22 protein-coding genes are annotated in these 24571 nt (G+C 63.8%); 8 read left to right on the top strand and 14 right to left on the bottom strand.

Annotated features, from left to right (window positions below; translation table 11 throughout):
- Positions 1-22: 22 nt before the first annotated feature.
- Positions 23-943 (bottom strand): ChbG/HpnK family deacetylase, encoded by a 921-nt coding sequence (locus tag ACYHH6_RS27590; RefSeq protein ID WP_352583743.1) that lies wholly within the window; start codon positions 941-943, stop codon positions 23-25.
- A gap of 342 nt (positions 944-1285) precedes the next feature.
- Between ACYHH6_RS27590 and ACYHH6_RS27585 the strand changes: the two genes are divergently transcribed.
- The gene (locus ACYHH6_RS27585; protein ID WP_352583745.1) at positions 1286-2530 is read left to right on the top strand and encodes a DegT/DnrJ/EryC1/StrS family aminotransferase; all 1245 of its coding nucleotides are present in this window, start codon (positions 1286-1288) and stop codon (positions 2528-2530) included.
- Positions 2531-2551: 21 nt separating this feature from the next.
- On the opposite strand, the gene mocR is transcribed toward ACYHH6_RS27585, so the two are convergent.
- The 4 genes from mocR to ACYHH6_RS27565 all read right to left on the bottom strand — a co-directional run bounded on the left by mocR (position 2552) and on the right by ACYHH6_RS27565 (position 5874).
- Positions 2552-4006, bottom strand: a complete 1455-nt coding sequence (mocR, locus tag ACYHH6_RS27580; RefSeq protein ID WP_352583747.1) for a rhizopine catabolism transcriptional regulator MocR — start codon at positions 4004-4006, stop codon at positions 2552-2554.
- Positions 4007-4132: 126 nt separating this feature from the next.
- Complete coding sequence (locus ACYHH6_RS27575; protein ID WP_352583749.1) at positions 4133-4336, bottom strand: hypothetical protein; 204 nt, start codon at positions 4334-4336, stop codon at positions 4133-4135.
- Between the two features lie 226 nt (positions 4337-4562).
- On the bottom strand, positions 4563-5474 hold the full coding sequence (gene iolE / locus ACYHH6_RS27570) for a myo-inosose-2 dehydratase (protein WP_352583751.1): 912 nt from the start codon (positions 5472-5474) through the stop codon (positions 4563-4565).
- Between the two features lie 112 nt (positions 5475-5586).
- Entirely contained in the window at positions 5587-5874 is a 288-nt protein-coding gene (locus ACYHH6_RS27565; RefSeq protein WP_352583753.1) for a DUF3175 domain-containing protein, read from the bottom strand.
- 225 nt (positions 5875-6099) lie between these two features.
- Between ACYHH6_RS27565 and ACYHH6_RS27560 the strand changes: the two genes are divergently transcribed.
- From ACYHH6_RS27560 to ACYHH6_RS27530, 7 genes are all read left to right on the top strand, one after another.
- Positions 6100-7272: an MFS transporter gene (locus ACYHH6_RS27560; RefSeq protein WP_352584329.1), complete on the top strand. Its 1173-nt coding sequence runs from the start codon at positions 6100-6102 to the stop codon at positions 7270-7272.
- A 476-nt stretch (positions 7273-7748) separates the two neighbouring features.
- Positions 7749-8777 (top strand): HTH-type transcriptional regulator GntR, encoded by a 1029-nt coding sequence (gene gntR, locus ACYHH6_RS27555; protein WP_352584331.1) that lies wholly within the window; start codon positions 7749-7751, stop codon positions 8775-8777.
- Positions 8778-9089: 312 nt separating this feature from the next.
- Positions 9090-10214, top strand: coding sequence for a sugar ABC transporter substrate-binding protein (locus ACYHH6_RS27550; RefSeq protein ID WP_352583755.1), 1125 nt, complete (start codon positions 9090-9092; stop codon positions 10212-10214).
- Positions 10215-10295: 81 nt separating this feature from the next.
- Entirely contained in the window at positions 10296-11843 is a 1548-nt protein-coding gene (locus ACYHH6_RS27545) for a sugar ABC transporter ATP-binding protein (RefSeq protein ID WP_488500492.1), read from the top strand.
- On the top strand, positions 11840-12820 hold the full coding sequence (locus ACYHH6_RS27540) for an ABC transporter permease (protein WP_352583759.1): 981 nt from the start codon (positions 11840-11842) through the stop codon (positions 12818-12820). Before ACYHH6_RS27545 ends, ACYHH6_RS27540 begins: the two co-directional genes overlap by 4 nt.
- The gene (locus tag ACYHH6_RS27535) at positions 12817-13803 is read left to right on the top strand and encodes an ABC transporter permease (protein WP_352583761.1); all 987 of its coding nucleotides are present in this window, start codon (positions 12817-12819) and stop codon (positions 13801-13803) included. The genes ACYHH6_RS27540 and ACYHH6_RS27535 overlap by 4 nt, the downstream gene beginning before the upstream one ends.
- 62 nt (positions 13804-13865) lie before the next feature.
- On the top strand, positions 13866-14354 hold the full coding sequence (locus ACYHH6_RS27530; RefSeq protein WP_352584333.1) for a gluconokinase: 489 nt from the start codon (positions 13866-13868) through the stop codon (positions 14352-14354).
- Here the strand turns inward: ACYHH6_RS27530 and ACYHH6_RS27525 are convergent.
- The 9 genes from ACYHH6_RS27525 to pbpC form a co-directional block, all read right to left on the bottom strand.
- Positions 14349-15497: a hypothetical protein gene (locus ACYHH6_RS27525; RefSeq protein ID WP_352583763.1), complete on the bottom strand. Its 1149-nt coding sequence runs from the start codon at positions 15495-15497 to the stop codon at positions 14349-14351. The two genes, ACYHH6_RS27530 and ACYHH6_RS27525, sit on opposite strands and share 6 nt — an antisense overlap.
- 115 nt (positions 15498-15612) lie before the next feature.
- Positions 15613-16062: an RrF2 family transcriptional regulator gene (locus ACYHH6_RS27520; RefSeq protein WP_112394487.1), complete on the bottom strand. Its 450-nt coding sequence runs from the start codon at positions 16060-16062 to the stop codon at positions 15613-15615.
- Between the two features lie 263 nt (positions 16063-16325).
- Complete coding sequence (locus tag ACYHH6_RS27515) at positions 16326-17312, bottom strand: sulfate ABC transporter substrate-binding protein (protein ID WP_352583765.1); 987 nt, start codon at positions 17310-17312, stop codon at positions 16326-16328.
- 191 nt (positions 17313-17503) lie between these two features.
- The gene (locus ACYHH6_RS27510; RefSeq protein WP_352583767.1) at positions 17504-18544 is read right to left on the bottom strand and encodes a sulfate/molybdate ABC transporter ATP-binding protein; all 1041 of its coding nucleotides are present in this window, start codon (positions 18542-18544) and stop codon (positions 17504-17506) included.
- Between the two features lie 13 nt (positions 18545-18557).
- On the bottom strand, positions 18558-19442 hold the full coding sequence (cysW, locus tag ACYHH6_RS27505; RefSeq protein WP_352583769.1) for a sulfate ABC transporter permease subunit CysW: 885 nt from the start codon (positions 19440-19442) through the stop codon (positions 18558-18560).
- On the bottom strand, positions 19435-20286 hold the full coding sequence (cysT, locus tag ACYHH6_RS27500; protein ID WP_352583771.1) for a sulfate ABC transporter permease subunit CysT: 852 nt from the start codon (positions 20284-20286) through the stop codon (positions 19435-19437). The genes cysW and cysT overlap by 8 nt, the downstream gene beginning before the upstream one ends.
- 23 nt (positions 20287-20309) lie before the next feature.
- Positions 20310-21338, bottom strand: coding sequence for a sulfate ABC transporter substrate-binding protein (locus ACYHH6_RS27495; protein WP_352583773.1), 1029 nt, complete (start codon positions 21336-21338; stop codon positions 20310-20312).
- Between the two features lie 231 nt (positions 21339-21569).
- Positions 21570-22253, bottom strand: coding sequence for a M15 family metallopeptidase (locus ACYHH6_RS27490; protein ID WP_352583775.1), 684 nt, complete (start codon positions 22251-22253; stop codon positions 21570-21572).
- A 40-nt stretch (positions 22254-22293) separates the two neighbouring features.
- Positions 22294-24384: a penicillin-binding protein 1C gene (pbpC, locus tag ACYHH6_RS27485; protein ID WP_352583777.1), complete on the bottom strand. Its 2091-nt coding sequence runs from the start codon at positions 24382-24384 to the stop codon at positions 22294-22296.
- Positions 24385-24571: the final 187 nt, after the last annotated feature.

The raw sequence follows: 24571 nt of genomic DNA, 5'->3' as shown, positions 1-24571 counted from the left end.
CGCCGCAGGCCGAAGGATCGGCTTACAGCGCTGACCGGGTGGCCGCTTTGCGGGCCTTTGCCGGTGTCGATGCTCCAAGCCTGGCGCGCAGTTCCTCGCGCAAGGGCTTCATGCCGATGATGTCGATGTCCTGCGTGCCGAGCCAGTCGCGAAAAGCCTGGTCGCGGAAGAGTTCATATTCCTCGGTGCGGATATAGGCGGAGCGCGGCTCGATCAACTCGAGCTCGCCCGGCGCGTTGAAATGCAGGCAGAAGAAGGTCAGGCCTTCGCGCACCCCTTCGACCAATGCCTTGTAAGCGGGTTCAATCGGCTTTGAGCGCGGACGGCCCCAGGTCGTCTGGATGGCGGCGTCGAAGATGACAAAGCCTTTGGCACGGGCTTCAGTGACGCCGCGCTGGAAACCCTCTTCGGTGACACCGACCAGATTGTCGTTGGGCGAATAGGCCGACAGGGTTTTGGTCAGCAGCACCGGCAGTCGGTATTCCAGGCCCAGCCTGATGTAGACGTCGCAGAACTCGGGCGACAGGGCCGCGCCCATATGGGCGTCGAGATGGGTGACGTCGATGCCGGCGCGATAGGCGTTGTCGATCTGGGCGCGCAGCTCGGTCTCGACCGCTTGTGGTGCCGCCTTGCGGCGGGTGGTCGCGACATCGGGCCAGAAATAGCCGAACTCGTCGGTCAGGCCGGCCGCGCGCGACGGCGAGGTCAACGGGCGCCATTTGTAGTGCTGCTTTTCGCTGTTCAGCGTCAGGTGGACGCCGAGATCGAGGGCAGGGTCCGCGGCTGCCGCTTCGGCCATCTCGGGGAACCACGGGCAAGGCACCATCACCGCGCCGGAGCTGCAGGCGCCTAGCCCGGCCAGTTCGAGGAAGGCGCTGTTGGCGCCATGGCACATGCCGACATCGTCTTCATGCAGCACAAGCTGTCGCCTTTGGGCATTCATGGGGGCATTCATGAACGGCCACCATCTTGCCGGCACGCCGGTTGCGAGGGTCTTCCAAAGTGTGTCCCGTGCTGCATGGAACCGACCGTTTGCCCAACTGGACGCGATGGAACGCCCAAAGCCGGCTTTCCAACAGGGCCACTTCAGCGAATTCGGATGGGTACGATTTTTCCGCGGGGCCTGCATTGTGGAATGCCGATTTCATTCGTTATGCCCACATTCGGCGTCAAACCCGTCCTCGCGCAGCCGGGATGGCTTGGTCCGATCGCCGCGGAGTGGTTCTTTCAAACAGCGCCGGCAAGCGTAGAGCTTTCACACCATCAAGCGATATGGAGAGCTGCCATGTACACTGCCGGCGAAGAAGAGATCGAAGCCATTGCCAGGGTGATCCGCTCGGGCGCGCTGTTTCGCTATGGCGACAACAGCGAATGCGACCGCTTCGAGGCTCGCTATGCCAGGCATCTCGGCGTCGAGCATTTCGCGCTGGCCGCCAGTGGCACCTATGGCCTCGCCGCCGGCCTGATCGGGCTCGGCATCGGGCCTGGCGATGAAGTGCTGGTGCCGGCGCACACTTATATGGCGACAGCCACCGCCGTGCTCTCGGTCGGCGCCATTCCGGTCATCGTCGATATCGACGAGAGCCTCACCATCGATCCGGCAGCCCTGCGCGACGCTATCGGCCCGCGCACCAAAGCGGTCATTCCTGTGCATATGTGGGGTGCCGCCTGCAACATGAATGCCATCATGGACATCGCCAAAAAACGCGGCCTGCTCGTGCTGGAGGATGTATGCCAGGGCATTGGCGGCGGCTATGAGGGCAAGAAGCTCGGCTCCATTGGCCATGCCGGCGCCTATTCCTTCAACTACTTCAAGAACATGACCTCGGGCGAGGGCGGCGGCATCGCCACCAGCGATCCGAAGGTGGCGGAGCGGGCGCGCTGCGCCATCGATCCCTGCCATTTCTACTGGCAAGGCCGCAGCGACAGCATCAAGCCGTTCGCCGGCATCGGCGCGCGCGCCTCGGAACTGATGGGCGCCATGCTCAATGTCCAACTCGACCGTCTCGATGGCATCATCGAGGCGATGCGGGCGGAGAAGAAGAAGGTGCTGGCCGGCACGCGCCATCTCGGCAATCTCGGCCTGACGCCATCGCCGATGAACAGCCCCGATGACGACTGCGCGGCGCAGGTGATGTATCTTTTGCCGAGCGAACAGTCGGCGCAAACCTTTTCCAAGACCATTCCGAGCGTCATTGCCGGGAAGACTGGCCGCCACAATTTTACCCAGTGGGACCAGGTGCTGATGCATGAGGGTGCGCATCACGCGGCGCTCAATCCCTACACGCTGCCGGAAAACAAGGGTCTGCGGCTGACCTATGCCGACGATCTCGGCAAGGGGTCGCTCGACATCCTCAACCGCACGGTGATGGTGGCAATGAACCCGGCGCATGGCGATGCCGAGATCGACGACATGATCCACAACATCGACGCGGCGGCTCGCGTGGCACTGGAAAACGCTTCGCTGGACGATGTCGAGGTGCGCAAGGCAGCCCCAGTGGATCTGCAGAAGTTCGATAGTGTGAACTGAAACACGCCGCTCTAGGCCGGCCTACTGCCGGTCCAGCCGCGTAAACGCGGCCCGCAACGCCAGCACGGCGCGCAGGATCTGGCGTTCGTCCATGGCGGCGTAGCCCAGGAGCAGGCCGTGTTCGGGCTCGCTTGAATGGTAGTTGATGGAGATGCCCTGCACGTCCAACCCTTCCTTCACGGCGGCGGCTACGACGTCGCTGTCCTTGTAGGGTCTTGTAAAACTCGCCAGCAGCTGCATGCCGGAATCGTTCTCGGTCACGGCCAGCCAATCGGACAGATGCTCTTGGCACAGCTTGACGAAATTGGCCTGCCGGCGCGCATAGAGCCGGCGCATGCGCTTCAGATGCGTGGCGAAGTAGCCTTGCGTGATGAAGTCGTTGACCGTGGCCTGCAGGATCAGCGGCGCGAACTGGCCGGTGATGGAGACGGCGCGGTCGAAGGGCACCGACAGTTCGCGCGGCACGATGAGATAGCCGATGCGCAGCGCCGGGATCAGCGTCTTGCCGAAGGAGCCGATATAGACGACGCGGTCGGCATGATCGAGGCCGCGCAAAGCCGGCACGGGCCGGCCACGAAAACGGTACTCGCCGTCATAGTCGTCCTCGACGATCCAGGCGCCGTGGCGCTCGGCGATGTCGAGCAGCTGCAGCCTCTCCTCGATGCGCATAATGGTACCGAACGGCCATTGGCAGGACGGCGTCACATAGATCAGCCGTGGCGGCGGCAGCTCGGGGTCGGCGAGGTGCCAGCCGTGCCGGTCGACCTTCAGCGGCGCGAGCCTGGCGCCGCTGGCGAGGAAGGCGCTTTTGGCGCCGAGATAGCCGGGCTCCTCCATCCAGACATGGTCGCCTTCGTCCATCAGCACGCGCGAGGCGAGGTCGAGCGCCGCCTGCGCGCCGGTGACGATGATGACCTGGTCGGCGGTGCAGTTGATGCCGCGCGACAGGCTGATGGTCGAGGCGATGGCCTGGCGCAGGCCCGGATGACCGGCAAAGGAGAGATAGCCAAGCAGATTCTCGTCACGGCTGCGCGCATTGCGCACCAGAAGGCTCGACCAGATGGTGAAGGGGAAGGATGCCGTTTCCGGCACCCCGGGATGGAAGTTGATGACGCCGGCATTGCGCGGCGGCTGCGGGCCGTTGACGATGGTCTGGCCGCGCCGCGAGAGCTTTTGCGGAGCGGCGAGACCGGCGCGCAGCGAGGCCGGCGGGCGCTTCTGCTGGATCGGCGCTACCCAGGTGCCGGATCCGGCGCGCGCCTCGATGAAGCCTTCGGCAAGCAACTGGTCGTAGGCGGCAATCACCGTGTTGCGGCCGACTTTCAGATCCTCGGCCAGAGAGCGGGTCGAGGGCAAAAGCGTGTTCTGCTGGATCTGGCCGTCGAGGATGAAGCGCCGCAAGGCGCCATAGATCTGCCGGTGCATCGGCTCGTCCGAGGCGCGGTCGACCGACATGATGTCGAGGGAAAGGCGCATATGGTCGGCCAAAGTCTAGAGCCGGATGATTTCAGGTTTGTTCGACCTGAAATCATCCGGCTCTAAATCTAAGAGATGGAGCATGATGTCGTCCGAAAACCGCTTCACACTTTTCGGCATCATGCTCTAGTCTCCGATGAACCTGGCTGCGCGGGCGATCTTCTCTTCGTTGAGAAGGCAGACGGTGTCGAGCACCAGCCGCCTGGTTTCGGGATGGACCTCGCTGTTCTTCAGCGCGCGATGCACGGTGGCGGCGCCGAGTTCCGCCTTTTGCGCAATCTTGCGGATGGTGCAAAGCCGTTCCATGCCGAGTGCCGCCTCGAATGCCATATCGCTCCTCCACCTGCATCAAGGCACGGCTTGCCGCCAGCCTCAAGCTGGAAACTCTGCGGCCGGAAACTCCGGGGTCTAAAATCCGACCTCCCAAGCCGGTGCCGAGAATTGCTCGATCCGCGCCGCCAGGGGAGGACGGCGGCGCGGATCGCCGGGCGCTTTCGCGTCGCTACCCCTACCGAGGCGCGCGCCCACCGGCCAACCACCAGCCCCCCGGCTGTGGTCAGGCCAAGTCCCGTGTCGCTACCTCAAACCCGGCCTTGCGGGCCGTGGCGAGAAGCGAAGCGTAACCCTTCGTGGCGTAGGTCAAGGGATGCGCCTTGGCCGGATCCTGTTCGGCCTCGACGACGATCCAGCCTTCGTAACCGCGTTTGGCGAGTGGCTGCAGCAGCGACAGGAAATCGACGGAACCATCGCCGGGCACGGTGAAAATCCCCTCCATCACCGCAGCCATGAAGCTCATGTCCTGGCGCCGCGCTTTTTCCAGCACGGCCGCGCGGACGTCCTTGCAATGGAAATGCACGATGCGGTCGAGATGCCGGTTCAGGAGAGAGGCCGGGTCGCCGCCCGAAAACAGGCAATGGCCGGTGTCGAACAGCAGGCCGACAGATTTCCCGGTGACCGCCATCAGCCTGTCGACCTCCTCATCGGTCTCGACGATGGTGCCCATGTGATGATGGAAAGCCATGCCGACGCCGAAGGCGGCCATGCGGTCGGCGAGCTCGGTCAGCTTCTCGCCATAGGCGGCCCATTCGTCATCGGCGAGACGCGGGCGCTGCGAGATCGGGGCAAAGATGCCGTCATGCCGACCGCGTGATGTGTCGGCATAGACGACAACCTTGGCGCCGAGGTCGCGCAGCAAGGTCAGATGCGGCGTGATGGCGGAGAATTCCTCGTCGACCGTGCGGTCGAGAATGCGGCCGTCATACCAGCCGGAGACGAGCTCCAGCCGATAGGAGGACAGGATCGTTCCAAGCTCGTCGCTTCGCCTGGGAAATTTGCCGCCGAGCTCGGTGCCGCGATAGCCAGCCTGCCAGGTTTCCGACAGGCAGGTCTCGAGCGGCGTGTCGCCGCCGAGTTCGGGAACATCGTCATTGCTCCAGGTGATGGGATTGATGCCGATCTTGACCGTCATGCCGCCACTTTGCAGGCTTGGGGAACGCAATGCCGAGGCTGGCAAACTGGAGGGAAAGAGGACCTGTCACTAGGTCCAGTTCAAGCGAATTTGGCGGAGCCAATTGTGAGGGCTAGTCCTGCTCCGGCCGACCGAAGGCGACGCGCAGTTCGTCCTTGGCATCCTCAAGCACTTTCCGGCGGGCCTGCGGGAGGTTCTTGCCGGCGCGATTGATGTAGAAATTCAGCATCGACATCGCCGACTGGAACGGCTCGGCCTTGCGCCGGTCGCTGTGCTCGGCCGAGCGTTTGAGCGAAGCCGCGATCCTTTTGGCGTCGTCGGCTTCGAAGATGTGCTCCTGAAGGTCCATCGCATCGCTATGCTCGGTCACCTCGGCTGACCATTTTTTCTTCGCGGTCATGGCAAACTCCTTCCTGTCGCAAAACTCAGGCAGAGCGTTGCCGGTTCCCGAAAAAATCGCCTGGCCGCTGGAGCCACCGATCGGGGCCCTGTGGCGCTGCCCGTCGCCGCGAATGCGCCGATAGTGGCGGCAGTCGACTTCCCGGAACCGCGGACAGGAAACGCCTTGACCCCCATCGTCGCCAACCCGGCGAGCAACCCTGGCATCGACAGCTCCTATGCCTGGATGCGTCTCGCCATCTCGATCCTGCTGGCGACGATTGGCGCCGTCGGCATGTGGGCCGTCGTGGTGGTGTTGCCGGCCGTGCAGGCCGAATTCGGCGTTGACCGCGCGGCGGCATCGATGCCTTACACCGCAACCATGGTGGGCTTTGCCGCCGGCAATGTGCTGGTCGGCCGCGCCATCGATCGCATGGGCTATTGGATCCCGGCGCTGATCTCCTCGGTGGCACTCGCCGCCGGACTCCTGCTCGCCGCGGCGTCGACGTCGATCCTGCAATTTACCCTTGCCCAGGGGGTGCTGATCGGCCTTGGCTCATCGGTGATCTTCGGACCGTTGATTGCCGATATTTCGCACTGGTTCAACCGTCGACGCGGCGTCGCCGTCACGGCGGCGGCCGCGGGCAACTACCTCGCCGGAGCGCTCTGGCCAACCATCATGCCGACGCTGATCAAGGCGGAAGGCTGGCGCTTCACCTATGCCGCCATCGGCGTCTTTTGTCTGCTCACCATGATACCGCTGGTGCTGTTGCTGCGGCGCGGCGCTCCGGACGCGGCAGCGGCCGGCTCGCCGGGAAACCGGCCTGTACAGCCGATATCAATCTCGCCGGCGGCACTGCAAATGCTGCTGGTCATCGCCGGTCTCGGCTGCTGCGTGGCAATGTCGATGCCGCAGGTGCACATAGTCGCCTATTGCATGGATCTCGGCTACGGCATCGCGCATGGCGCCGACATGCTGTCGATCATGATGGCCGCGGGCGTCGTCAGCCGGCTCGCCTCCGGCTTTGTCGCCGACCGCATCGGCGGCGTGAAAACCCTGCTTATCGGTTCCGTGCTGCAATGCCTGTCGCTGCTGTTCTATATCCCGTTCGACGGGCTTGCCTCGCTCTATGTCGTGTCGCTGGTGTTCGGCCTGTCGCAAGGCGGCATCGTGCCTTGCTATGCCATCATCGTGCGCGAATACCTGCCCGCCAAGGAGGCCGGCCAGCGTATCGGCATCGTCATGATGGCGACGATCTTCGGCATGGCGATAGGTGGCTGGATGTCGGGCTGGATCTACGACCTGACCGGCTCCTACGCGGCCGCGTTCCTCAACGGGATCGCGTGGAACCTGGTCAACGTTGGAGCTATCCTGCTGCTGATTTGGCGGGCGCGGCGCCCGGCCATGGTTACGGCCTGAAGACTCCAGCCGGCGAGGCCGCAGCCCGCGGTAGTGTCTCAGTTTGAAATTTGCCCGCCTTGACGATGCCCGTCGAATGTTGCTGATCATTCACGTATGATGGGCGGCAATCAGTCGTGGCGGACTTGCCATTTCTTACCGATGGAGGCTGCGCGCCTCCAAACACCTCAAGCTGGCGGCTGCGGCGGCGGCGGGATCTGTGAGGCTGGTGGTGATGCTGTCACTGCGGACAGCCGGTCCTTTTTGTTCAGCGCCGGCTTTTCATATGTTTTCTTCATTTATACGTCCTCCCTTTTCCCTTCATCCATGAATGACGTAGACCGCCCAACTTTGTCAAGGAGTTGGAAACCGCCGTCAGCTTGACAATCGTCAGTGGCTGCGCGACGCCAAGCTGGCATGGCGTAGTGGGGAAGCCGGACAAACATGGCGACAGAGACGACGAAGTCGCAATCGCGCGCGGTGCAGAGGGCAGGACCGTGACCAAGCCGCGCTCGCGCCGCGGCGGCGGCCGCCCGACGATCGCCGATGTCGCGCGCAAGGCCGGCGTCGGCGCCATCACCGTGTCGCGAGCGCTTCGCGAGCCCGATCGCGTCAGCCAGGATTTGCGCCGCCAGATCCAAGCCGCAGTCGACGAGCTCGGCTATGTGCCGGATCCCAATGCGCGGGCGCTGGCCTCGGCGCGCGCCGATGTGTTCGGCGTGCTGGTGCCGTCGCTCACCAACAACGTCTTCGCCGAAGTGGTGCGCGGCATCTATGACAGCCTGTCGGACGGCCCGTTCCGCGTCCAGCTCGGCAACACCCATTATTCCGGCCTCGAGGAGGAGCGCCTGCTGCAGGTGTTCGCACCGCAGCGTCCGGCGGCGCTGATCGTGGCCGGCATCGACCAGACACCGACCTCGCGAAAACTGCTGGAGAGCGCCGGTTGCCCGGTGGTGCAGGTGATGGAGACCGGGCCCGATCCGGTCGACATGCTGGTCGGCTTCTCGCATTTCGACGGCGGCCGCACGGCGACCGAGCACCTGATCAAGGCGGGCTACCGGCGGATCGGCTTCATCGGTGCGCGTATGGATCCGCGCTCGCAGCGGCGCCTTGCCGGCTATCGCGCGGCAATGGAGAAGGCCGGCCTGTTCGACCCGCGGCTGATCACCACCACGCCGCTGTTGTCCAGCGTGTCGCTCGGCCGCGAGCTGCTTCGCCATGCGCTGGCCAAGATGCCGGCGCTCGACGGCGTCTTCTGCAACAATGACGATATCGCGCTCGGGGTTTTGTTCGAATGCCATAGCGCCGCACTCGACGTGCCGAAGACAATCGGCATTGTCGGCTTCAACGACCTCGAGATGATGCAGGCGGCGTTCCCGCCGCTCACCAGCATCCGCACTCCTCGCTATGAAATCGGTCGCCGGTCTGTTGCCATGGCGCTGGCGGCGATCGCCGGGCGAAGGCCTGAGCAGCGGGTTGTCGATCTCGGTTTCGAACTCAAGCCCCGCGAGAGCACGGCGCGCTGAACACGCTTTGGCGACCTCAGCAAATGGTGCTTTACACAACGTCATGGTAGCGCTACCATTTTTATCAGACAGGCGTTGTGGTTGAGGAGCCACGCCTGTTTATTATACATAAGCAACAGCTCATGCTTGTTTATTATGTATAATATGCTAGGTTTCGTTTCTCGCCCGTGAAGCGGCGAGGGGGAGGGGATCGGGCCGGCTTCAGGCCCTTGAGACGTGCCGCCCGCAAGGCTGGAGGGCCTTCGCCGGGCGTGGAAAAACGCACCACGGCAAGCAGCATCAAAAATTAAACTGCAACTGGGAGGAATATCGATGATCAAGTCACTTGTTGGTGGCATCGTTGCCGCCACTGCATTCGTCATGCTGAGTTCGTCGGCCATGGCCGAACCTGAAGTCGTCAAGGGACCAGCAGCCGAGCCCGACTGCTTCGCGCCGTGGGCGGCCGATACACAGTTCTTCAAATTCCCCAAGAAGGAAGGCCCATACCGCATCGCGCTCGCCAACGGCTATATCGCCAACACCTGGCGCATCCAGATGATCCAGACGGCCAAGGCCTACGCTGCGCAGAAGGACGTCGCGGCAAAGTTGAAGGAATTCAAGGTCGTATCGACCGGCGAGGATGTGCCGGCGCAGATCTCAGCGATCAACAACTTCATCGATTCCGGTTTTGACGCGATCGTCGTCAACGCGCAGAATCCGACCGCCTTCGGGCCGGTCATCAAGCGCGCCAAGGAAGCCGGCGTCGTGCTGGTCGCCTTCGACAACATCCTCGACACCAAGGACGCTATCAACGTCAACGTGGACCAGAAGGGTCTTGGCGAACTGTGGGGCAAATGGCTAATCAACCATATACCGGATGGCGGCAAGATACTTGAAGTGCGCGGCGTTGCCGGCACGTCGGTCGATACCGACCGCCACAACGGCATCCATGAGGCGTTCGACGCCTCGGGCAAGAAATGGGACGTCACCGAAGTCGCCGGCAAGTGGGATGATCCGACAGCGCAGAAGGTCACGGCTGACGCGATCGCAACCAATGGTCCGTTCGTCGGCATCACCGGCCAGGGCGGCGACACAGGCATCGTCCAGGCGATGATCGACGCCAAGCATCCGTTCGTGCCGTTCGGCGGCGAAACCGAGAACGGTTTCCGCAAGTTCTGCGCGGCGCACGCGGCGGACGGCCTGAAATGCTCCTCGGCCGGCACTGGCCCTGCCCAGGTCGCGGTCGCCATCAAGACGGCGATCGCCGCACTTGAGGGTCAGGTCGTACCGCAATCGGTCAAGCTGCCGCTCGCCATCGTCGAGGATCCGAACTTCAAGGAAGGCCAGGACTACTTCCCTGACCAGTCCGACAATTTCTTCGTCGGCAATTCCTTCCCGACCTGCGGCATCAATTTCACTGCGCAGGAAATCATGGGCCAGACCAAGGCCGACCAATAGGCTGCACAATCGGCGCCGCGGGATGCTCCGCGGCGCCGAACCGCTTGCCATCTCAATCCATAAAACTGCCCCGGAGGGCTGATGGACGGTGCAGCTCCACTCTTTCGCATGGAAGGTATTTCCAAGCGCTATGGCGGCGTGCGTGCGCTGGAGAAGGCCGAACTTTCGGTCACATCGGGCAGCATCCACGCCATCCTCGGCGAAAACGGCGCCGGCAAATCGACGCTGATCAAGGTCATGGCCGGCGTGGTGGCGCCCGACGAGGGCACGATGACGCTGGACGGGCGTGAGGTCAGCTTTGCCTCGCCGGCCGCCGCGAACCAGGCCGGCATCGTCTGCATCTTCCAGGAACTGTCGCTGGTCCCCGAGCTCAGCGTCGCCGACAACATCGTCATTTCCGATCCGCCAACCCGGTTCGGCATGATCGACCGCAAGGCGCAGCGCCGCATCGCCGAAGAGGCGCTGGCACGCGCGGGTGCGGCCGACATCCATCCGCTGGCGCTGGTCAAGGATCTTCCGCTTTCGAGACGGCAGATGGTCGAGATCGCCAAGGCATTGGCCAGGAAGCCGCGCATCCTGATCCTCGACGAGGCAACGTCGGCGCTGGCTGCTGCCGATGTCGCCAAGATCTTCGCGGTGCTGAAGCGGTTGCGTGGGGAAGGGCTGGCACTGCTCTACATCTCGCACCGTATGAACGAGATCGCAGAGCTCGCCGACCAGTGCACGGTGTTTCGCAACGGCCGCAATGTCGCCAGCTATGCCGCCGGCTCCAAGAGCGACAATGAGGTCGTCGAGCTGATGATCGGGCGAGAATACAGCCATATTTTTCCGCCCAAGCCAGTGCGCCTGCCGGCTACTGCTATCCCGGTCCTTGAAGCGCGCAACCTGTCGTGGACAGACCGGCTGGACAATGTCTCGCTGACCGTCGCGGCCGGCGAGGTGGTGGGTCTCGGCGGCCTCGACGGCCAGGGCCAGCGCGAGTTGCTGCTTGCCTTCTTCGGCGTGCTGCGCGGTCTCTCCGGAGAGATCCTGATCGATGGCAAGCCGGTGGCGATCGCCAGCCCGGCGGCGGCGCGCGACGACCGGATCGGCATGGCGCTGATCCCCGAGGATCGCAAGACGGAAGGGTTGATGCTGCCGATGACGGTGCGCGAAAACCTCTCCTTCGCGGCTCTCGACCGGCTGTCCAAAGGCGGCATCATCGACCGCGCCGCCGAGCAGCGGCTGATCGACGACATGGTGGGGCTGCTGGCGATCAAGACGGCGGGCCTCGACATTCCGGTCGGCGCGCTGTCGGGCGGCAACCAGCAGAAGGTCGTCATCGCCAAATGGCTGATGCGCCAGCCGCGCATCATCCTGCTCAACGATCCGACGCGCGGTATCGATGTCGGCACCAAGCAAGAGCTGTATCAACTGATGCGCAAGCTTGCGGACGCGGGTGCCGCTATCCTGTTCTACTCAACCGACTATGACGAGCTGATCGGCTGCTGCGACCGGGTGTTGGTGCTCTATGACGGCGCGGTCAAGCGAGAGCTGGTCGGCACCGAGATCACCGAACGGGCGCTGATTGCCAGCGCACTCAACATCCATGGCGGCGACGCCGCCCCTAGCCACGGAGCGGACGCGTGAAGGATTGGCGCTACTGGCTTGCCGAACAACGCGGAACGCTGCTGGCGTTCGCCATCTTCATCCTCATGTTCGCGATCTACACCGCGAACCATCCGGCGGGATTTACCGCCAATGTCGTGCAGACGGCCTCCAACAAGGGCGTGCTGCTCGCCTTCGTCGCCATGGCGCAGACGCTGGTGGTGATCACCGCCGGCATCGACCTTTCCGTCGGCATGATCTTCACGCTGACCAATTGCCTCGCCTCCTGGCTGGTCATCGGCACCGGCCTCGAGACCGCCTTCGGCGTCGTCGCCGTGCTCGGCACCGGGCTGTTGTGCGGCGCGATCAATGGCGCCATCGTCATCTACGGCCGACTGCAGCCGATCGTGGCCACCATCGCCACGGGTGCCGTCTATTTCGGCATCGCACTGCTGCTCAGGCCGTTCCCGGGCGGCTCGGTCAATGAGGATCTGGCCGATGCGCTCACCGGGCGCCTGTTCGGCGTGGTGCCGGCGAGCCTGGTCGCGCTGTTCGCCGTGGTGCTGATCGTCTGGGTGCCGTTCAGCCGTTCGGTGCTTGGCCGTGCCGCTTACGCAGCAGGCTCATCCGAGACGGCGGCCTACATGTCAGGTGTGCCGATCCGGCGCGGCAAGTTCGCCGCCTACGCGCTTGCCGGGCTGCTGGCGGCGATCGGCGGGCTGTTCCTGACCTTCTTCACCTATACGGGCGACGCGGCCTATGCCAGCGGCAACGCCTACACGCTGTTCTCGATCGCCGCCGTCGTGCTGGGCGGCGTTTCGCTGTTCGGCGGCAAGGGCAGCGCCATCGGCGCCATCTTCGGCGCGCTTGCCTTCCGCACCATCGGCGACCTGCTGTTCGTCTTCGATTTCGACCCGCTCTGGCAGCCGCTGTTCCAGGGCGTTATCCTGCTGATCGCGGTCAGCCTCGGCGCCTTCGCCCTGATTCGGGTCCGCAACCGGCTGGAGTGGTTCCTGTGAGCGAGACGACCATCGGCGGCATCGCCGGGCGCATGCCGAAATTCATCCGCCGCGCCGATCCGGCGGTGCTCACCGCCTTTGCCTGCATCGTGCTGTTGCTGTTTCTCGGCAGCCTCTATTCCAGAAGTTTCCTGTCACCGGAATATCTGTTGCAGCAGCTCAAGGTGGCGTCGTTCCTTGGTGTCATCGCCACCGGCATGATGCTGGTCATCCTGCTCGGCCAGATCGATCTGTCGGTGCCGTGGTCGGTGGCGGTCGGCGCCATGATGGCGGCCGCGGCCGCGGCCTATGGCCCGGTCGGTGTGGCGCTGGCCATTCCGTTTGGCATCTTTTGCGGCGTGCTGATCGGCATCGTCAACGGCATCGGTGTCGCCTATCTTCGCATCCCCTCGATGATCATCACACTCGCCACCAACGCCGTCGCGCAAGGGCTCATGGTCGTCTATACAGGTGGCTTCTCGCCACAGGATTCGGCCACCGGTGCCATGCGTTATCTTGCGACAGGTTTTGCCATTCCGGGCGTGCCCAACGCCGTCATCATCTGGGCGCTGATCGGTGCTGCGATGGTCCTCGTGCTGACACGCACCAGCTTCGGCCGCAGCGTCTACGGCATCGGCAACCGTGAGAGTGCCGCCTATCTCTCCGGCATTGACACAAGGCGCGTGGTGATGATCGCCTTCGCCATATCGGGCGGGCTGTCCGCCTTTGGCGGGGTGCTTCTCGCCGGCTATGCTTCCAAGGCGGCGCAGTCGATGGGTGACGCCTATCTGCTGCCGTCGATCGCCGCCGTGGTGCTGGGCGGCACCTCGATCCTCGGTGGTCGCGGCTCCTATCTCGGCACCGTCGCCGGCGTCATCCTGATCACGCTCCTGCAATCCATCCTTTCCGTCATGCAGATGCCCGAGGCCGGCCGGCAGATCATCTATGGCGTCGTCATCGTCGCCATGCTCCTGCTCTACGGCCGCGCGCCGGCAAGCCGCTGACCGTGGACGAGGCACAGGCGCCAACGGGCGCTCCCGGCCCAGTGCCTCGGGCCATCGTGGTAATGGGCGTCGCCGGCTGTGGCAAGTCTGCCGTCGGAAAGGCGCTGGCAGCAGCGGAAGGGGCCGTCTTTGTCGAAGGCGACAGGCTGCATCCGCCCGAAAACGTCGCGCGCATGGCGAGCGGCGAGCCGCTCACCGATCAGCTTCGCGAAGGCTGGCTCGATGCCATTGGCGAGCGGATCGCGGACCTGGCCGGCAGCGGCCAGGGCGTGGTCGCCGCCTGCTCGGCGCTGAAGCGCAGCTATCGCGAACGTCTGCGCGGTTTCCGCCGAGATATCGTTTTCGTCTATCTGGAGATCGATCCCGCTACCGCCAAGCGGCGCGTCGACGCCCGCAAGGGGCATTTCATGCCGGCCAGCCTGGTCGACAGCCAGTTCGCCATCCTTGAGCCGCCTGGCGCCGACGAGCAGGCGCTGACGGTCGACGCCACACGTCCAGTGGCTGACATCGTTAGCGCCGTTGCCAGCCTGCTGGCCGGCGCAAAATCATGAACCACCCTCATCGGGCAAGGCGTTTTCCGGCCGTTCGGTGAACCGGTCGGCGCCGGACCAGATCATCATTTGCTCGGGGTAGAGTTTCAGCGCCTCCAGCAAGCGGTCGCGCTTGAGCAGGATGTACTCGGCCTGCAATGCCATGTTCTTGGCGCCGCCGGCTCTTGTCGTGGGCTCAGAATTTCCCGCCGGGGCCGGCACCAGTTCGGGACTCAGGATAGCGCGGTACTGGCGGAACGGATCGGTCTCGAAGGTCGACATGGAAAACAGCGCCGCCTTGCCTCTGGCGGCGAAATTCGTCGGCGCCGAGGCGAGGTGGGTCCAGCCACTTTCGCCGATGCCGACTTCGGTGAATGTCGAACCGGCATGCACGGTGTTGGTCACCAGCACGACGCCGTTGTTGCCAAGGATCTTCTGGATCCGGCCGGTGACCTGGTAGGCATCGCTGCGATCGAAGACGATTCGGCTTTTCAGGAAACGGTTCTCGACCCGGACCATTGGCGGGTTCAGGAAGCGCAGGCCGAAGGTCGAGTCGGAGATGCCGTGAGCGCTGACGCTGAGCTGGTGCGCCTCGATGCCGGCTTCATAAAGTGCGCGCTTGCCGATGATGGTCTGGACCGTGAACTGATCGCACCAGATGATGGCGCCGTGGCCGCGCGCCAGCGCCGCTTGCAGGCCCTCCAGGCCCTCAAGCCGGATATCGGGTGACCAGTGGTGGCCGACGAGATGCGCGGCAAGCAGCAATCGCCTGCGGTGGTTGGCGTAGAGCAAGGCCCTGAACTGCCTTTGCGCATCGATGCCGTTGCCGAGCACCGCGCGCGTCGCGGCGGCGTAGCGCACGAAGTCCTTGCGGATATGGCGCTTGAGGCGCAGCCCCGATACGCGGCTGCAGATCGCTGCCCACCAACTGACCGGCAGCAATGCCGCGACGCCGAGATAGAAGGCGGCCAGCACCAGCTCGCGAAAATCCCTGTTGTTGAAGGTACGCAACTTGCCGGGGCGAACCAGCTTGCGGCTGAAGAAGCGCACATGCTCGGCCCGCTCGGGCACCAGGAGATCGGCGATGATTTCAGTATGGTAAATAACGGCGGACGACGGTGTCCGGTCGGCTTTCCGGGATTTTCCCAACCACGGCAGCCTCATCCGACCGGTGTCCACCTGTTCTTGCGCGTCCGAAAATCGCTTTACTGCGTCTGCCACGGGCGCGCAATCGGCACCGGCAAGGCCATGGTGAACGCCATTCAAGGTTCGAACTTATCTAAATCTGCGACGTCAGTTCGACCGGAAAATCGTCATTGTCGGCATCGCGCATGGCGGCGAGGCTTCTGTTGTCTAGCACCTCGGCGATTGCCTGACGCACTTCCAGCATCATGTGCCGGACCTGGCAGGTCGCCTCGTCGCAATCCTCGCAGCGCTGGTACTGGGTGCGGCTGGCGCATGGGATCGGCGCCAGCGGCCCGTCGAGCACGCGCACGACATGGCCGATCTTGATCTCGGAAGCAGGCCGGGCGAGGCGATAGCCGCCTTCCTTGCCCTTGCGGCTCAGAACGAAGCCGGCATTGCGCAGTTCGCCCAGAATGGCATCCAGGAATTTCTTCGGGATGTTGTTGGCGACAGCAATGTCGTTGACGAATGCAAGCTGGCCGACCGGCAGGCCGGAAAGATGCACGAGGGCCTTGAGGCCGTATTTGCCTTTTTTGGTAAGCATGCCCGATTCAGTTCATGAAAACCCCAACCACCCGCATCTGGCGGTTGTTTGTGTGCAAATCATGACGTTTCGCCTGAACAACCCGGTTTCGCGTAGAACAAGCCGCCCGGTTGAGAGGTTAGGCACAAAGGCGTTGATTCTTTGTAACGTTTTTCACATGTGCCGCCGGATTCTGGTGAAAGTCGTTTGTCGGCGCGCGAAAACGAAAAAGCCGGCAAAGAGCCGGCTTTCCTGTTCCGTTTTCAGGCCAGCTGCTGCCGATGTCAGCGGCTGCCATAGGTCTGGTCGAGCAGGCCGCCGGCGGCGAAATGCTCCTTCTGCACCTTGTCCCAGCCGCCGAAGACGTCTTCCACCGTCAGCAGGCGGACATCGGGAAAGTCTGCCTTGTATTTTGCCGCGACCTCAGCGTTGCGGGCGCGCAGGCCATTTTCGGCGGCGATGGTCTGGCCCTCCGGCGTGTAGAGGAAGTCGAGATAGGACTTGGCCAGATCGCGCGTGCCATGCTCGTCGGCAATCTTGTCGACGATCGCCACCGGGAACTCGGCGAGCAGGCTGACCGTGGGGGTGACCTGCTCGAACTTATCGTTGCCATACTCTTTGCGGATGCCGCGCGTCTCCGACTCGAAGGTGATCAGCACGTCGCCGATCTCGCGCTGCACGAAGGTGGTGGTGGCGGCGCGGCCGCCGGTGTCGAAGATCGGCACGTTGTTGAACAGCTTGGTGACGAACTCCTTCACCTTGGCGTCGTCGCCCTTGAAGGCCTCCTTGGCGTAGGCGGTGGCCGCCAGATAGGTATAGCGCGCATTGCCCGAGGTTTTCGGATTGGGGAAGATCACCTGCACGTCGTCGCGCACGAGGTCGTTCCAGTCCTTGATGTGCTTGGGGTTGCCCGCGCGCACCAGGAAGGACGGCAGCGAATAGAAGGGCGAGGCGTTGTCGGGAAAATCCTTCTGCCAGTCGGCGGAGACGAGGCCTTTCTTGACCAGGAAGTCGATGTCGGTGACCTGGTTGAAGGTAACGACGTCGGCGCCGAGGCCTTCGGCAATGGCGCGCGCCTGGGCAGATGTGCCGGCATGCGACTGGTCGACGGTGACGCCCGGATGACCGGCGATGAAAGCCTTGTTCACCTGGACGAACAATTCGCGCCCGACATCATAGGAAGCGTTGAGCAATTTGTCGGCCGACCAGGCTTGTGAGGAGGCGAGGACCAGGCTGGCTGCAGTGGCGACGCTGAGCAAAAATCGCTTCATGAAAAGGGCTCCTTGGGAATGCCGGTTCGAATGCTTCGATATAGTGCGCCAACATAATAGGACGATGTCCAATGCCGCCAGACACGCAGTCCGGGTCCATTGAACGGTGATGAGAAAAAGCGTTGCTGAAACAGCCGGTTGGTAGGATTTCCTTCCAAACGGATTCGCTTCGGCCAGTCGGCGGATGATGTCTATGTCGCCGGGAAAAGCTTCCAGCGCCGCGGCCTGAACGCCACGCGGCTCTTCTGCGCCGCCGGATGGTCGACGGGCAGTTCGATTTCGACCCGCTGGCGTTCGCCGCCGATTTCGAGTTCGACGCGCCTGGTGCCGGCGACGCGGCGGCTGGCGGCGACCGTGCCGGCGATGCAGCCGCTGCACCCGTCGACCAGTTCGACATCGTGCGGGCGGAAGTAGAGGACTGCCTCGCCACTCGGCGCATGCGGCGCGGACAGCCCGATCGGTCGGTCGGCAATCCAGACTTGGCCGTCCTCGACCTTTACGGGAAGCGTGCTCGATTCACCGATGAAGGAGTAGACGAAGGGTGAGTTCGGCGTGTCGTAGATCTCGTCGGCCGAGCCGACCTGCTCGATGCGGCCCTGGCTCATCACCACGACGCGGTCGGCAAGCTCGAGCGCCTCTTCCTGGTCGTGGGTGACGAAGACGGTGGTGTGGCCGGTGCGGTCGTGGATCTCGCGCAGCCAGCGGCGCAATTCCCTACGCACCTGCGCATCGAGCGCGCCGAACGGCTCGTCGAGCAACAGCACCTTGGGTTCGATCGCCATGGCGCGCGCCAGTGCAACGCGCTGGCGCTGGCCGCCGGAAAGCTGAGCCGGATAGCGCTTTTCCAGGCCGGAAAGCTGGACGAGGTCGAGCAATTCTGAGGCGCGGCGGCGGATCTCCGCCGCCGGCGGGCGCGACGGCCCATGCCGGACCTTGAGGCCGAAGCCGATATTGTCGGCGACCGTCATGTGCCGGAACAGCGCATAGTGCTGGAAGACGAAGCCGACATTGCGCTCCTGGATCGACTTCTGCGAGGCATCGTCGTCGCCGAAGAAGATCTTTCCGCGCGTCGGCCGCTCCAGCCCGGCAATCAGCCTGAGCAGCGTCGTCTTGCCGGAGCCGGACGGCCCCAGCAGCGCGATCAGCTCACCGGACTTGATGTCAAGCGATACGTCATGGAGGGCCGGGAACCGGTCAAACTCCTTGCGCACGTTGGCAACGCGAACTTCCATGAAAATCCCTCTATCAGTGTCCGCGCGTCGCGGCGATCTCGGCGCCGTAGCGCATCTCGAGAAGTGTTTTCAAGACCAGCGTGACCAGCGCCAGGCCGGCAAGCAGCGAAGCGACGGCAAAAGCGCCGACGGCGTTGTACTCGTTGTAGAGGATTTCGACATGCAACGGCATGGTGTTGGTCAGCCCGCGTATGTGGCCGGACACGACCGAGACCGCGCCGAATTCGCCCATCGAGCGGGCGTTGCACAGAAGCACGCCGTAGAGCAATCCCCATTTGACGTTGGGCAGCGTCACATACCAGAAAGTCTGCCAGCCATTGGCGCCGAGCGAGAGCGCGGCCTCTTCATCGCCATTGCCCTGTTCCTGCATCAGCGGGATCAGTTCGCGGGCGACGAAGGGGAAGGTGACGAAGACGGTGGCCAACACGATGCCGGGCACGGCGAACAGGATCTGGATGCCGTGCGCCTTCAGCCATTCGCCGAGCAGCCCCTGAGCGCCGAACAAAAGCACATAGACCAGGCCGGAAATGACCGGCGAGACGGAGAAGGGCAGGTCGATCAGCGTGGTCAGAAACGCCTTGCCCTTGAACTCGAACTTGGCGATCGCCCAGGCGGCGGAGATGCCGAAGACGACGTTGAGCGGCACCGCGATCGCCGCCACCAGCAGTGTCAGTCGGATCGCCGAGCGCGTATCGGGATTGGAGAGTGCCTCCGTGTAGGCACTGAGGCCTTTGGCCAGCGCCTCGTGAAAGACGATGATCAGCGGCAGGAGCACGAAGATGACGAGAAAGGCGAAGGCCACCGCCATCAGCAGCAGCCGCACCGGCAGGCTTTCGGTCACCGCGGCCGACTGGCTCTCGTGATGCGGCTCGTAGGATTTGATCTCGGGGTCAGCCATAGCGCTTGCGGCTCCATGACTGCGCGAGATTGACGATCAGGAGCATCACGAACGACAGCAAAAGCATGATCGCGGCGATCGCGGTCGCTGCCGGATAGTTGTATTCCTCCAGCCGGATGACGATCAGAAGCGGCGCAATCTCCGACTTGTAGGGCAGGTTGCCGGCGATGAAGATGACCGAGCCGTATTCACCGACGCCGCGCGCGAAGGCCAGCGAGAAGCCGGTGATGATGGCCGGCGCCAGGCCCGGAAACAGGATGCGGGTGATGATCTGGAAGCGGTTGGCGCCGAGCGTGGCGGCTGCCTCCTCCACTTCCTTGTCGATCTCCTCCATAATCGGCTGCACCGTGCGCACGACGAAGGGCAGGCCGATGAAGACCAATGCCACCACGATGCCGAGCGGGGTATAGGCGACCTTGATGCCAAGCGGCACCAGGAGATGGCCGATCCAGCCATTGGGCGCATAGAGCGTGGTCAGCGCGATACCGGCCACTGCCGTCGGCAGCGCGAAGGGCAGGTCGACCATAGCGTCGACGATGCGGCGGCCGGGGAAGCGGTAGCGCACCAGTACCCAGGCGACGAGCGTGCCGAAGACGACGTTGACAGCCGCCGCGATGAAGGCGGCGCCGAAGCTGATTTCAAGCGCGTTGAGGGTGCGGCGGTCCGTGGCGATCGCCCAGAAATCGGTCCAGCCGAGGGCTGCCGAACGCCAAACGAGGCCCGACAGGGGGATGAGGATGATGAGCGTGAGGTAGGCAAGCGAGAAGCCGAGCGTCAGTCCGAAACCCGGAATGACACTCGGCTGTCTGAACCGCCACCCCGCCTTGGCGGGTGCTATGGTCATGTCGTCCTGATCTAGATTTTAGCTCACTGGGCCGGCTTGTAGATCTGGTCGAATATACCACCGTCGCCGAAATGATAAGGCTGTGCCTTCTTCCAGCCGCCGAAAAGCGGATCGTCGATGGAGATCAGCTTGATTTCAGGGGTTTTCGGGATATCCGCCGGATCCACCAGCTCGGGCTTGGCCGGGCGATAGTGGTTCTTGGCGATGATCGTCTGGGCTTCCTTGGAGTAGAGCCAGCCGAGATAGGCTTCGGCGACCTTGCGGGTGCCCTTGGCGTCGACATTGGCGTCGACGATCGCCACCGGCGGCTCGGCCAGGATCGAGGTCGGCGGATAGACGATCTCGAAATTGTCGGCGCCGAATTCATTGAGTGCCAGATAGGCATCGTTTTCCCAGCCGATCAGCACGTCGCCAATGCCCTTTTGCGCGAAGGTGACGGTCGAGCCGCGGGCACCGGTGTCGAGCACCGGAGCATTTGCGTAGAGCTTGCCGACGAATTCCTTGTTCTTGGCCTCGTCGCCGCCATCATTGGCATTGGCGTAGGCCCAGGCGGCGAGGTAGTTCCAGCGAGCGCCGCCCGACGTCTTCGGGTTCGGCGTGATCACCTGGACGCCGTCCTTGACCAGATCGCTCCAGTCATGGATGCCCTTCGGGTTGCCCTTGCGGACCAGGAAGATGATGGTCGAGGTGTAGGGGGCCGAATTGTTCTCGAACTTCTTGCGCCAGTCGGGATTGATCTTCTTCGACTTGGTGGCGATGGCGTTGATGTCGCCTTCGAGGGCCAGCGTCACCACATCGGCATCGAGGCCGTCGATCACGGCGCGGGCCTGGGCGCCCGATCCGCCATGCGATTGCTGGATGGTGACGGTTTCGCCGGTCTCGGCCTTCCAGTGGGCGGCGAAGGCCTCGTCATAGGCCTTGTAGAGTTCGCGTGTCGGATCATAGGACACGTTGAGAATGGTGGTATCGGCAAACGCGAAACCGAGCGTGCCGAACTGGATCGATGTGGCGACCAGTGCGCCGAGCAGTTTCCTGAAATGAGGTTTGGTCATTTCCGCCTCCGTTGATGACGGCTGAACTCTATCGAATTGATAGAAATTAGATGCATTCAACGTTGCCTTTTTTGGCCCTTCGAAGCAATTTTTCGCCGATATTGCGCGCTGAGAGGAAACATTTTCCTCATATTAGCCTAGGCCGACTCCAGGCCGTCCGGCGCTATTTAGAAGCGGGCCGCGCTGAGGCAAGGCCGCTGCGGCGGAGATTCGCCGTAGCACCGGGTGGTTTCAATTCGCAGTGACGGGGAAGTCGAAGCGCTGCTTTGGAAACGGCTCGTTCCCGAGCGTGTAGTGCCACCATTCGCGCGAATAATTCTTGAAGCCGCCGGCGCGCATGGCATTGAGCAGTCTTTTGCGGTTTGCCGCCGCCTCTGTTGCCAGCGGGCGGTGGGCGGTTTCGCTTGTAGGGTCGAAGCAGTCGAAGCTGGTGCCGAAATCTAGCGTGCCGGCACCCGTAGCACCGCAGGCAGCGGATGATGTGCTTTTGCCGTCGCTGCGGGCAATGGCGACATCGACGGTCGAGCCGCGCGAATGGGTGGACAGTTCGCCGATATAGCCCTTGGCGATGAGGTCGCCGCGCTTGACTAGGGGATACCATTGCGGGTCGGGAGGGCCACCCGCTCTGGTCCATTTGCCCATGTCGGCGACGGCGCGCGCCGGCCGGTAGCAGTCGAAGACGACCAGTGTCAGGCCATCGGTGGCGAGCGCTTTCTGCACGCCGGACAGCGCTTGCGCCGCCTGCCTTGTGAGGATGCAGACCGGCGCGTCATAGCCGTCGGCCTTGCGATGCAAGAAGTTTTCCAGGCCGGCATAGCGGATGTCTTGGCGGATTGTGGGATCGACATCGGCAAGGCGGACAAAGCCGGCGGGCAGGGGATCGGCGGAGGCGGGCAGAGCGAAGACGAAAGGCATGAGGACGCAAAGTCCAATGCTTTGAATCGCCTGACGGAGTCTATTCAACGAACACCTTCACGCTGGCCGCGCGGCCCACAGCGTCAATGACGGTGAGCGTCGAATAGCCGGCGCCGTCGGGCAGCCAGGTCGCGGTACGGCGGCGGTCGATGCCGACGAGCGGCTTGCCGTTGGCGAGCCAGCGGAACGGCGCGCGGCCGCCTTGCAGCTTCAGCACCAGCGGCGAAGCATCGGCGGAATTGGTGGCGAGATCGACGCGGGCGCCGTTGGGCGGGAAGATGATCGTTGGCGCCGGCTCGGTCGGACCTGCCTGCACCAGCCCGTCGGCGCCGGCACCGAAACGGGCCAGCGTCACCGGCAGGTCTTCGCGCCTGGCCTTGACGACGCCGGCCGGCTGGCTGGGCAGCGGCACAGCGGTAAGGCCCGAGCGGACAAAGCCCTCGAACAGGATGGGGGCGGCCGAGACATAGCCGGACAGGCCGGGCACGGCGCCCGCATCGGCGCGGCCGACCCAAACGCCCAGCACGTAGCGGCCATCGAAGCCGACGGACCAGGCATCGCGATAGCCGTAGGAGGTCCCGGTCTTGTAGGCGATACCGCGCTGCAAGGCGCCTTCGGGCGGCTTTACCCCCGACAAGATGTCGGTGATCTGCCAGTTCGCCTGGGCGTCGAGGATGGTGGCGGTGGTGCGCTCGGCGTTGGCCGGCTCGGTGCCGTCATGCAGCGTGTTCGCCTTGCCGCCATTGGCAAGCCCGGTATAGAGTTGGACGAGATCGCGCAGCGTTACGCCGACGCCGCCGAGGCCGATGGCGAGGCCCGGCGCCTCGTTGATCGGCAGCACCGGACTGACGCCGGCCTGGCGGAAGCGCGCCATCAGCCGTGCCGGGCCGACCGAGTCAAGCACACGGATCGCCGGCACGTTGAGCGACAGCTGCAGCGCCTGGCGGATCGAGACATCGCCCTGATAGCCCATGTCGAAATTCTTCGGCCGGTAGCCGCCGAAATCGACCGGGCTGTCCTCGATCAGCATTTCCTGCGCCACCAGCCCCTGCTCGAAGGCGAGGCCATAGATGAACGGCTTCAGCGTCGAGCCGGGCGAACGCACGATCTTGGTCATGTCGATCCAGCCCGAACGGCTGGCATCGAAGAAATCGGCCGAGCCCACTTCGCCCAGAATGTCGCCGGTGCGGGCATCGGCCATCACCATGGCGACGGAGAGGCGAGGGCCAAGCTTGATGGCGGCATCGCGCGCCACCTGTTCCAGCCCTTGCTGGACGCTTTTGCGAATCGTCAGCTGCAGCGGCTTGCCGGGGACGGCCTTGGGCAGCATGGCGTAGGCGGCGTGCGGCGCCAGCGCCGGCAGTTTGCGGCGCAGGCCCGAGACATCGTCAAGTGCTGCACGCGCTGCCTCACGCTCGCCGAGCAGGCCTGATGAAACCATGCGGGTCAACACGCGGTCGCGGGCGGCATGGGCAATATCGAGATTGCGGTCGGGCCGGCGCTTTTCCGGCAATTGCGGCAGCGCCACCAGCAAGGCGGCTTCCGAGACGGTCAGCCGCTTCGGCTCCTTGCCGAAATAGGCAAGCGAGGCCGCGCGCACGCCTTCGAGATTGCCGCCGTAGGGCGCCAAGGTCAGGTAGCGTTCGAGGATCTCTTGCTTGGACAGCCGTCGCTCGATCTGGATGGCGCGCAGCATCTGCTTGAGCTTGGAGCCGAGGCTGCGGCTTTCGCGTGGCTCGATCAGCCTGGCAAGCTGCATCGACAGCGTCGAGCCGCCGGAAACGATGTGGCCGTTGGTGACAAGCTGACCGGCGGCACGCGCCAGCGCCAGCACGTCGACGCCGTCATGGTCCCAGAAACGCTTGTCTTCATAGGTGACCAGCATGTCGACGAACTGCTTGTCGACCTGGTCGAGCCTTGTGTCGAGCCGCCAGTAGCCGTCCGGCGTGGCGAAGGCTCGCAACAGCTGGCCGTCGCGATCCTGGACTTCGGTCGAGACGGTGAGCTTTTCGGGCAGCGGCGGCGGGAAGGCGCGGTCGAGTTGCCAAAGGGTAGCGGTGGAGAGGACTGCAAGGCCGGCGACAGTCGTTGCTGTGATGGCTGTGCGGCGAACGAATTTCCTGGAGAACATGGCGCCGTCCCTCATTGTCCTGCCGGACATTTCTCCCCGTCTAGAGACGGGGAGAAAGACGCTGTTGCCGATGGTTTCGCCAATTGCCAACGTGGCAGAACAAGCAGCGAAATTCGCGATAGTCCCCTTCTCCCCGTCACTATACGGGGAGAAGGTGCCGGAAGGCGGATGAGGGGCAGCGCCATCG

Source organism: Mesorhizobium sp. P171375 (assembly GCF_057786075.1).
Note: the sequence above shows the minus strand (reverse complement) of the source record. Positions and strands in the feature narration are given on the sequence as shown.

What these genes read in the sequence shown, in the direction of transcription:
- ACYHH6_RS27590 (WP_352583743.1), bottom strand. Translation starts at nt 943, where the DNA reads ATGAATGCCCAAAGGCGACAGCTTGTGCTGCATGAAGACGATGTCGGC.
- ACYHH6_RS27585 (WP_352583745.1), top strand. Translation starts at nt 1,286, where the DNA reads ATGTACACTGCCGGCGAAGAAGAGATCGAAGCCATTGCCAGGGTGATC.
- mocR (WP_352583747.1), bottom strand. Translation starts at nt 4,006, where the DNA reads ATGCGCCTTTCCCTCGACATCATGTCGGTCGACCGCGCCTCGGACGAG.
- ACYHH6_RS27575 (WP_352583749.1), bottom strand. Translation starts at nt 4,336, where the DNA reads ATGGCATTCGAGGCGGCACTCGGCATGGAACGGCTTTGCACCATCCGC.
- iolE (WP_352583751.1), bottom strand. Translation starts at nt 5,474, where the DNA reads ATGACGGTCAAGATCGGCATCAATCCCATCACCTGGAGCAATGACGAT.
- ACYHH6_RS27565 (WP_352583753.1), bottom strand. Translation starts at nt 5,874, where the DNA reads ATGACCGCGAAGAAAAAATGGTCAGCCGAGGTGACCGAGCATAGCGAT.
- ACYHH6_RS27560 (WP_352584329.1), top strand. Translation starts at nt 6,100, where the DNA reads ATGCGTCTCGCCATCTCGATCCTGCTGGCGACGATTGGCGCCGTCGGC.
- ACYHH6_RS27550 (WP_352583755.1), top strand. Translation starts at nt 9,090, where the DNA reads ATGATCAAGTCACTTGTTGGTGGCATCGTTGCCGCCACTGCATTCGTC.
- ACYHH6_RS27545 (WP_488500492.1), top strand. Translation starts at nt 10,296, where the DNA reads ATGGACGGTGCAGCTCCACTCTTTCGCATGGAAGGTATTTCCAAGCGC.
- ACYHH6_RS27530 (WP_352584333.1), top strand. Translation starts at nt 13,866, where the DNA reads ATGGGCGTCGCCGGCTGTGGCAAGTCTGCCGTCGGAAAGGCGCTGGCA.
- ACYHH6_RS27525 (WP_352583763.1), bottom strand. Translation starts at nt 15,497, where the DNA reads ATGAGGCTGCCGTGGTTGGGAAAATCCCGGAAAGCCGACCGGACACCG.
- ACYHH6_RS27520 (WP_112394487.1), bottom strand. Translation starts at nt 16,062, where the DNA reads ATGCTTACCAAAAAAGGCAAATACGGCCTCAAGGCCCTCGTGCATCTT.
- ACYHH6_RS27515 (WP_352583765.1), bottom strand. Translation starts at nt 17,312, where the DNA reads ATGAAGCGATTTTTGCTCAGCGTCGCCACTGCAGCCAGCCTGGTCCTC.
- ACYHH6_RS27510 (WP_352583767.1), bottom strand. Translation starts at nt 18,544, where the DNA reads ATGGAAGTTCGCGTTGCCAACGTGCGCAAGGAGTTTGACCGGTTCCCG.
- cysW (WP_352583769.1), bottom strand. Translation starts at nt 19,442, where the DNA reads ATGGCTGACCCCGAGATCAAATCCTACGAGCCGCATCACGAGAGCCAG.
- cysT (WP_352583771.1), bottom strand. Translation starts at nt 20,286, where the DNA reads ATGACCATAGCACCCGCCAAGGCGGGGTGGCGGTTCAGACAGCCGAGT.
- ACYHH6_RS27495 (WP_352583773.1), bottom strand. Translation starts at nt 21,338, where the DNA reads ATGACCAAACCTCATTTCAGGAAACTGCTCGGCGCACTGGTCGCCACA.
- ACYHH6_RS27490 (WP_352583775.1), bottom strand. Translation starts at nt 22,253, where the DNA reads ATGCCTTTCGTCTTCGCTCTGCCCGCCTCCGCCGATCCCCTGCCCGCC.
- pbpC (WP_352583777.1), bottom strand. Translation starts at nt 24,384, where the DNA reads ATGTTCTCCAGGAAATTCGTTCGCCGCACAGCCATCACAGCAACGACT.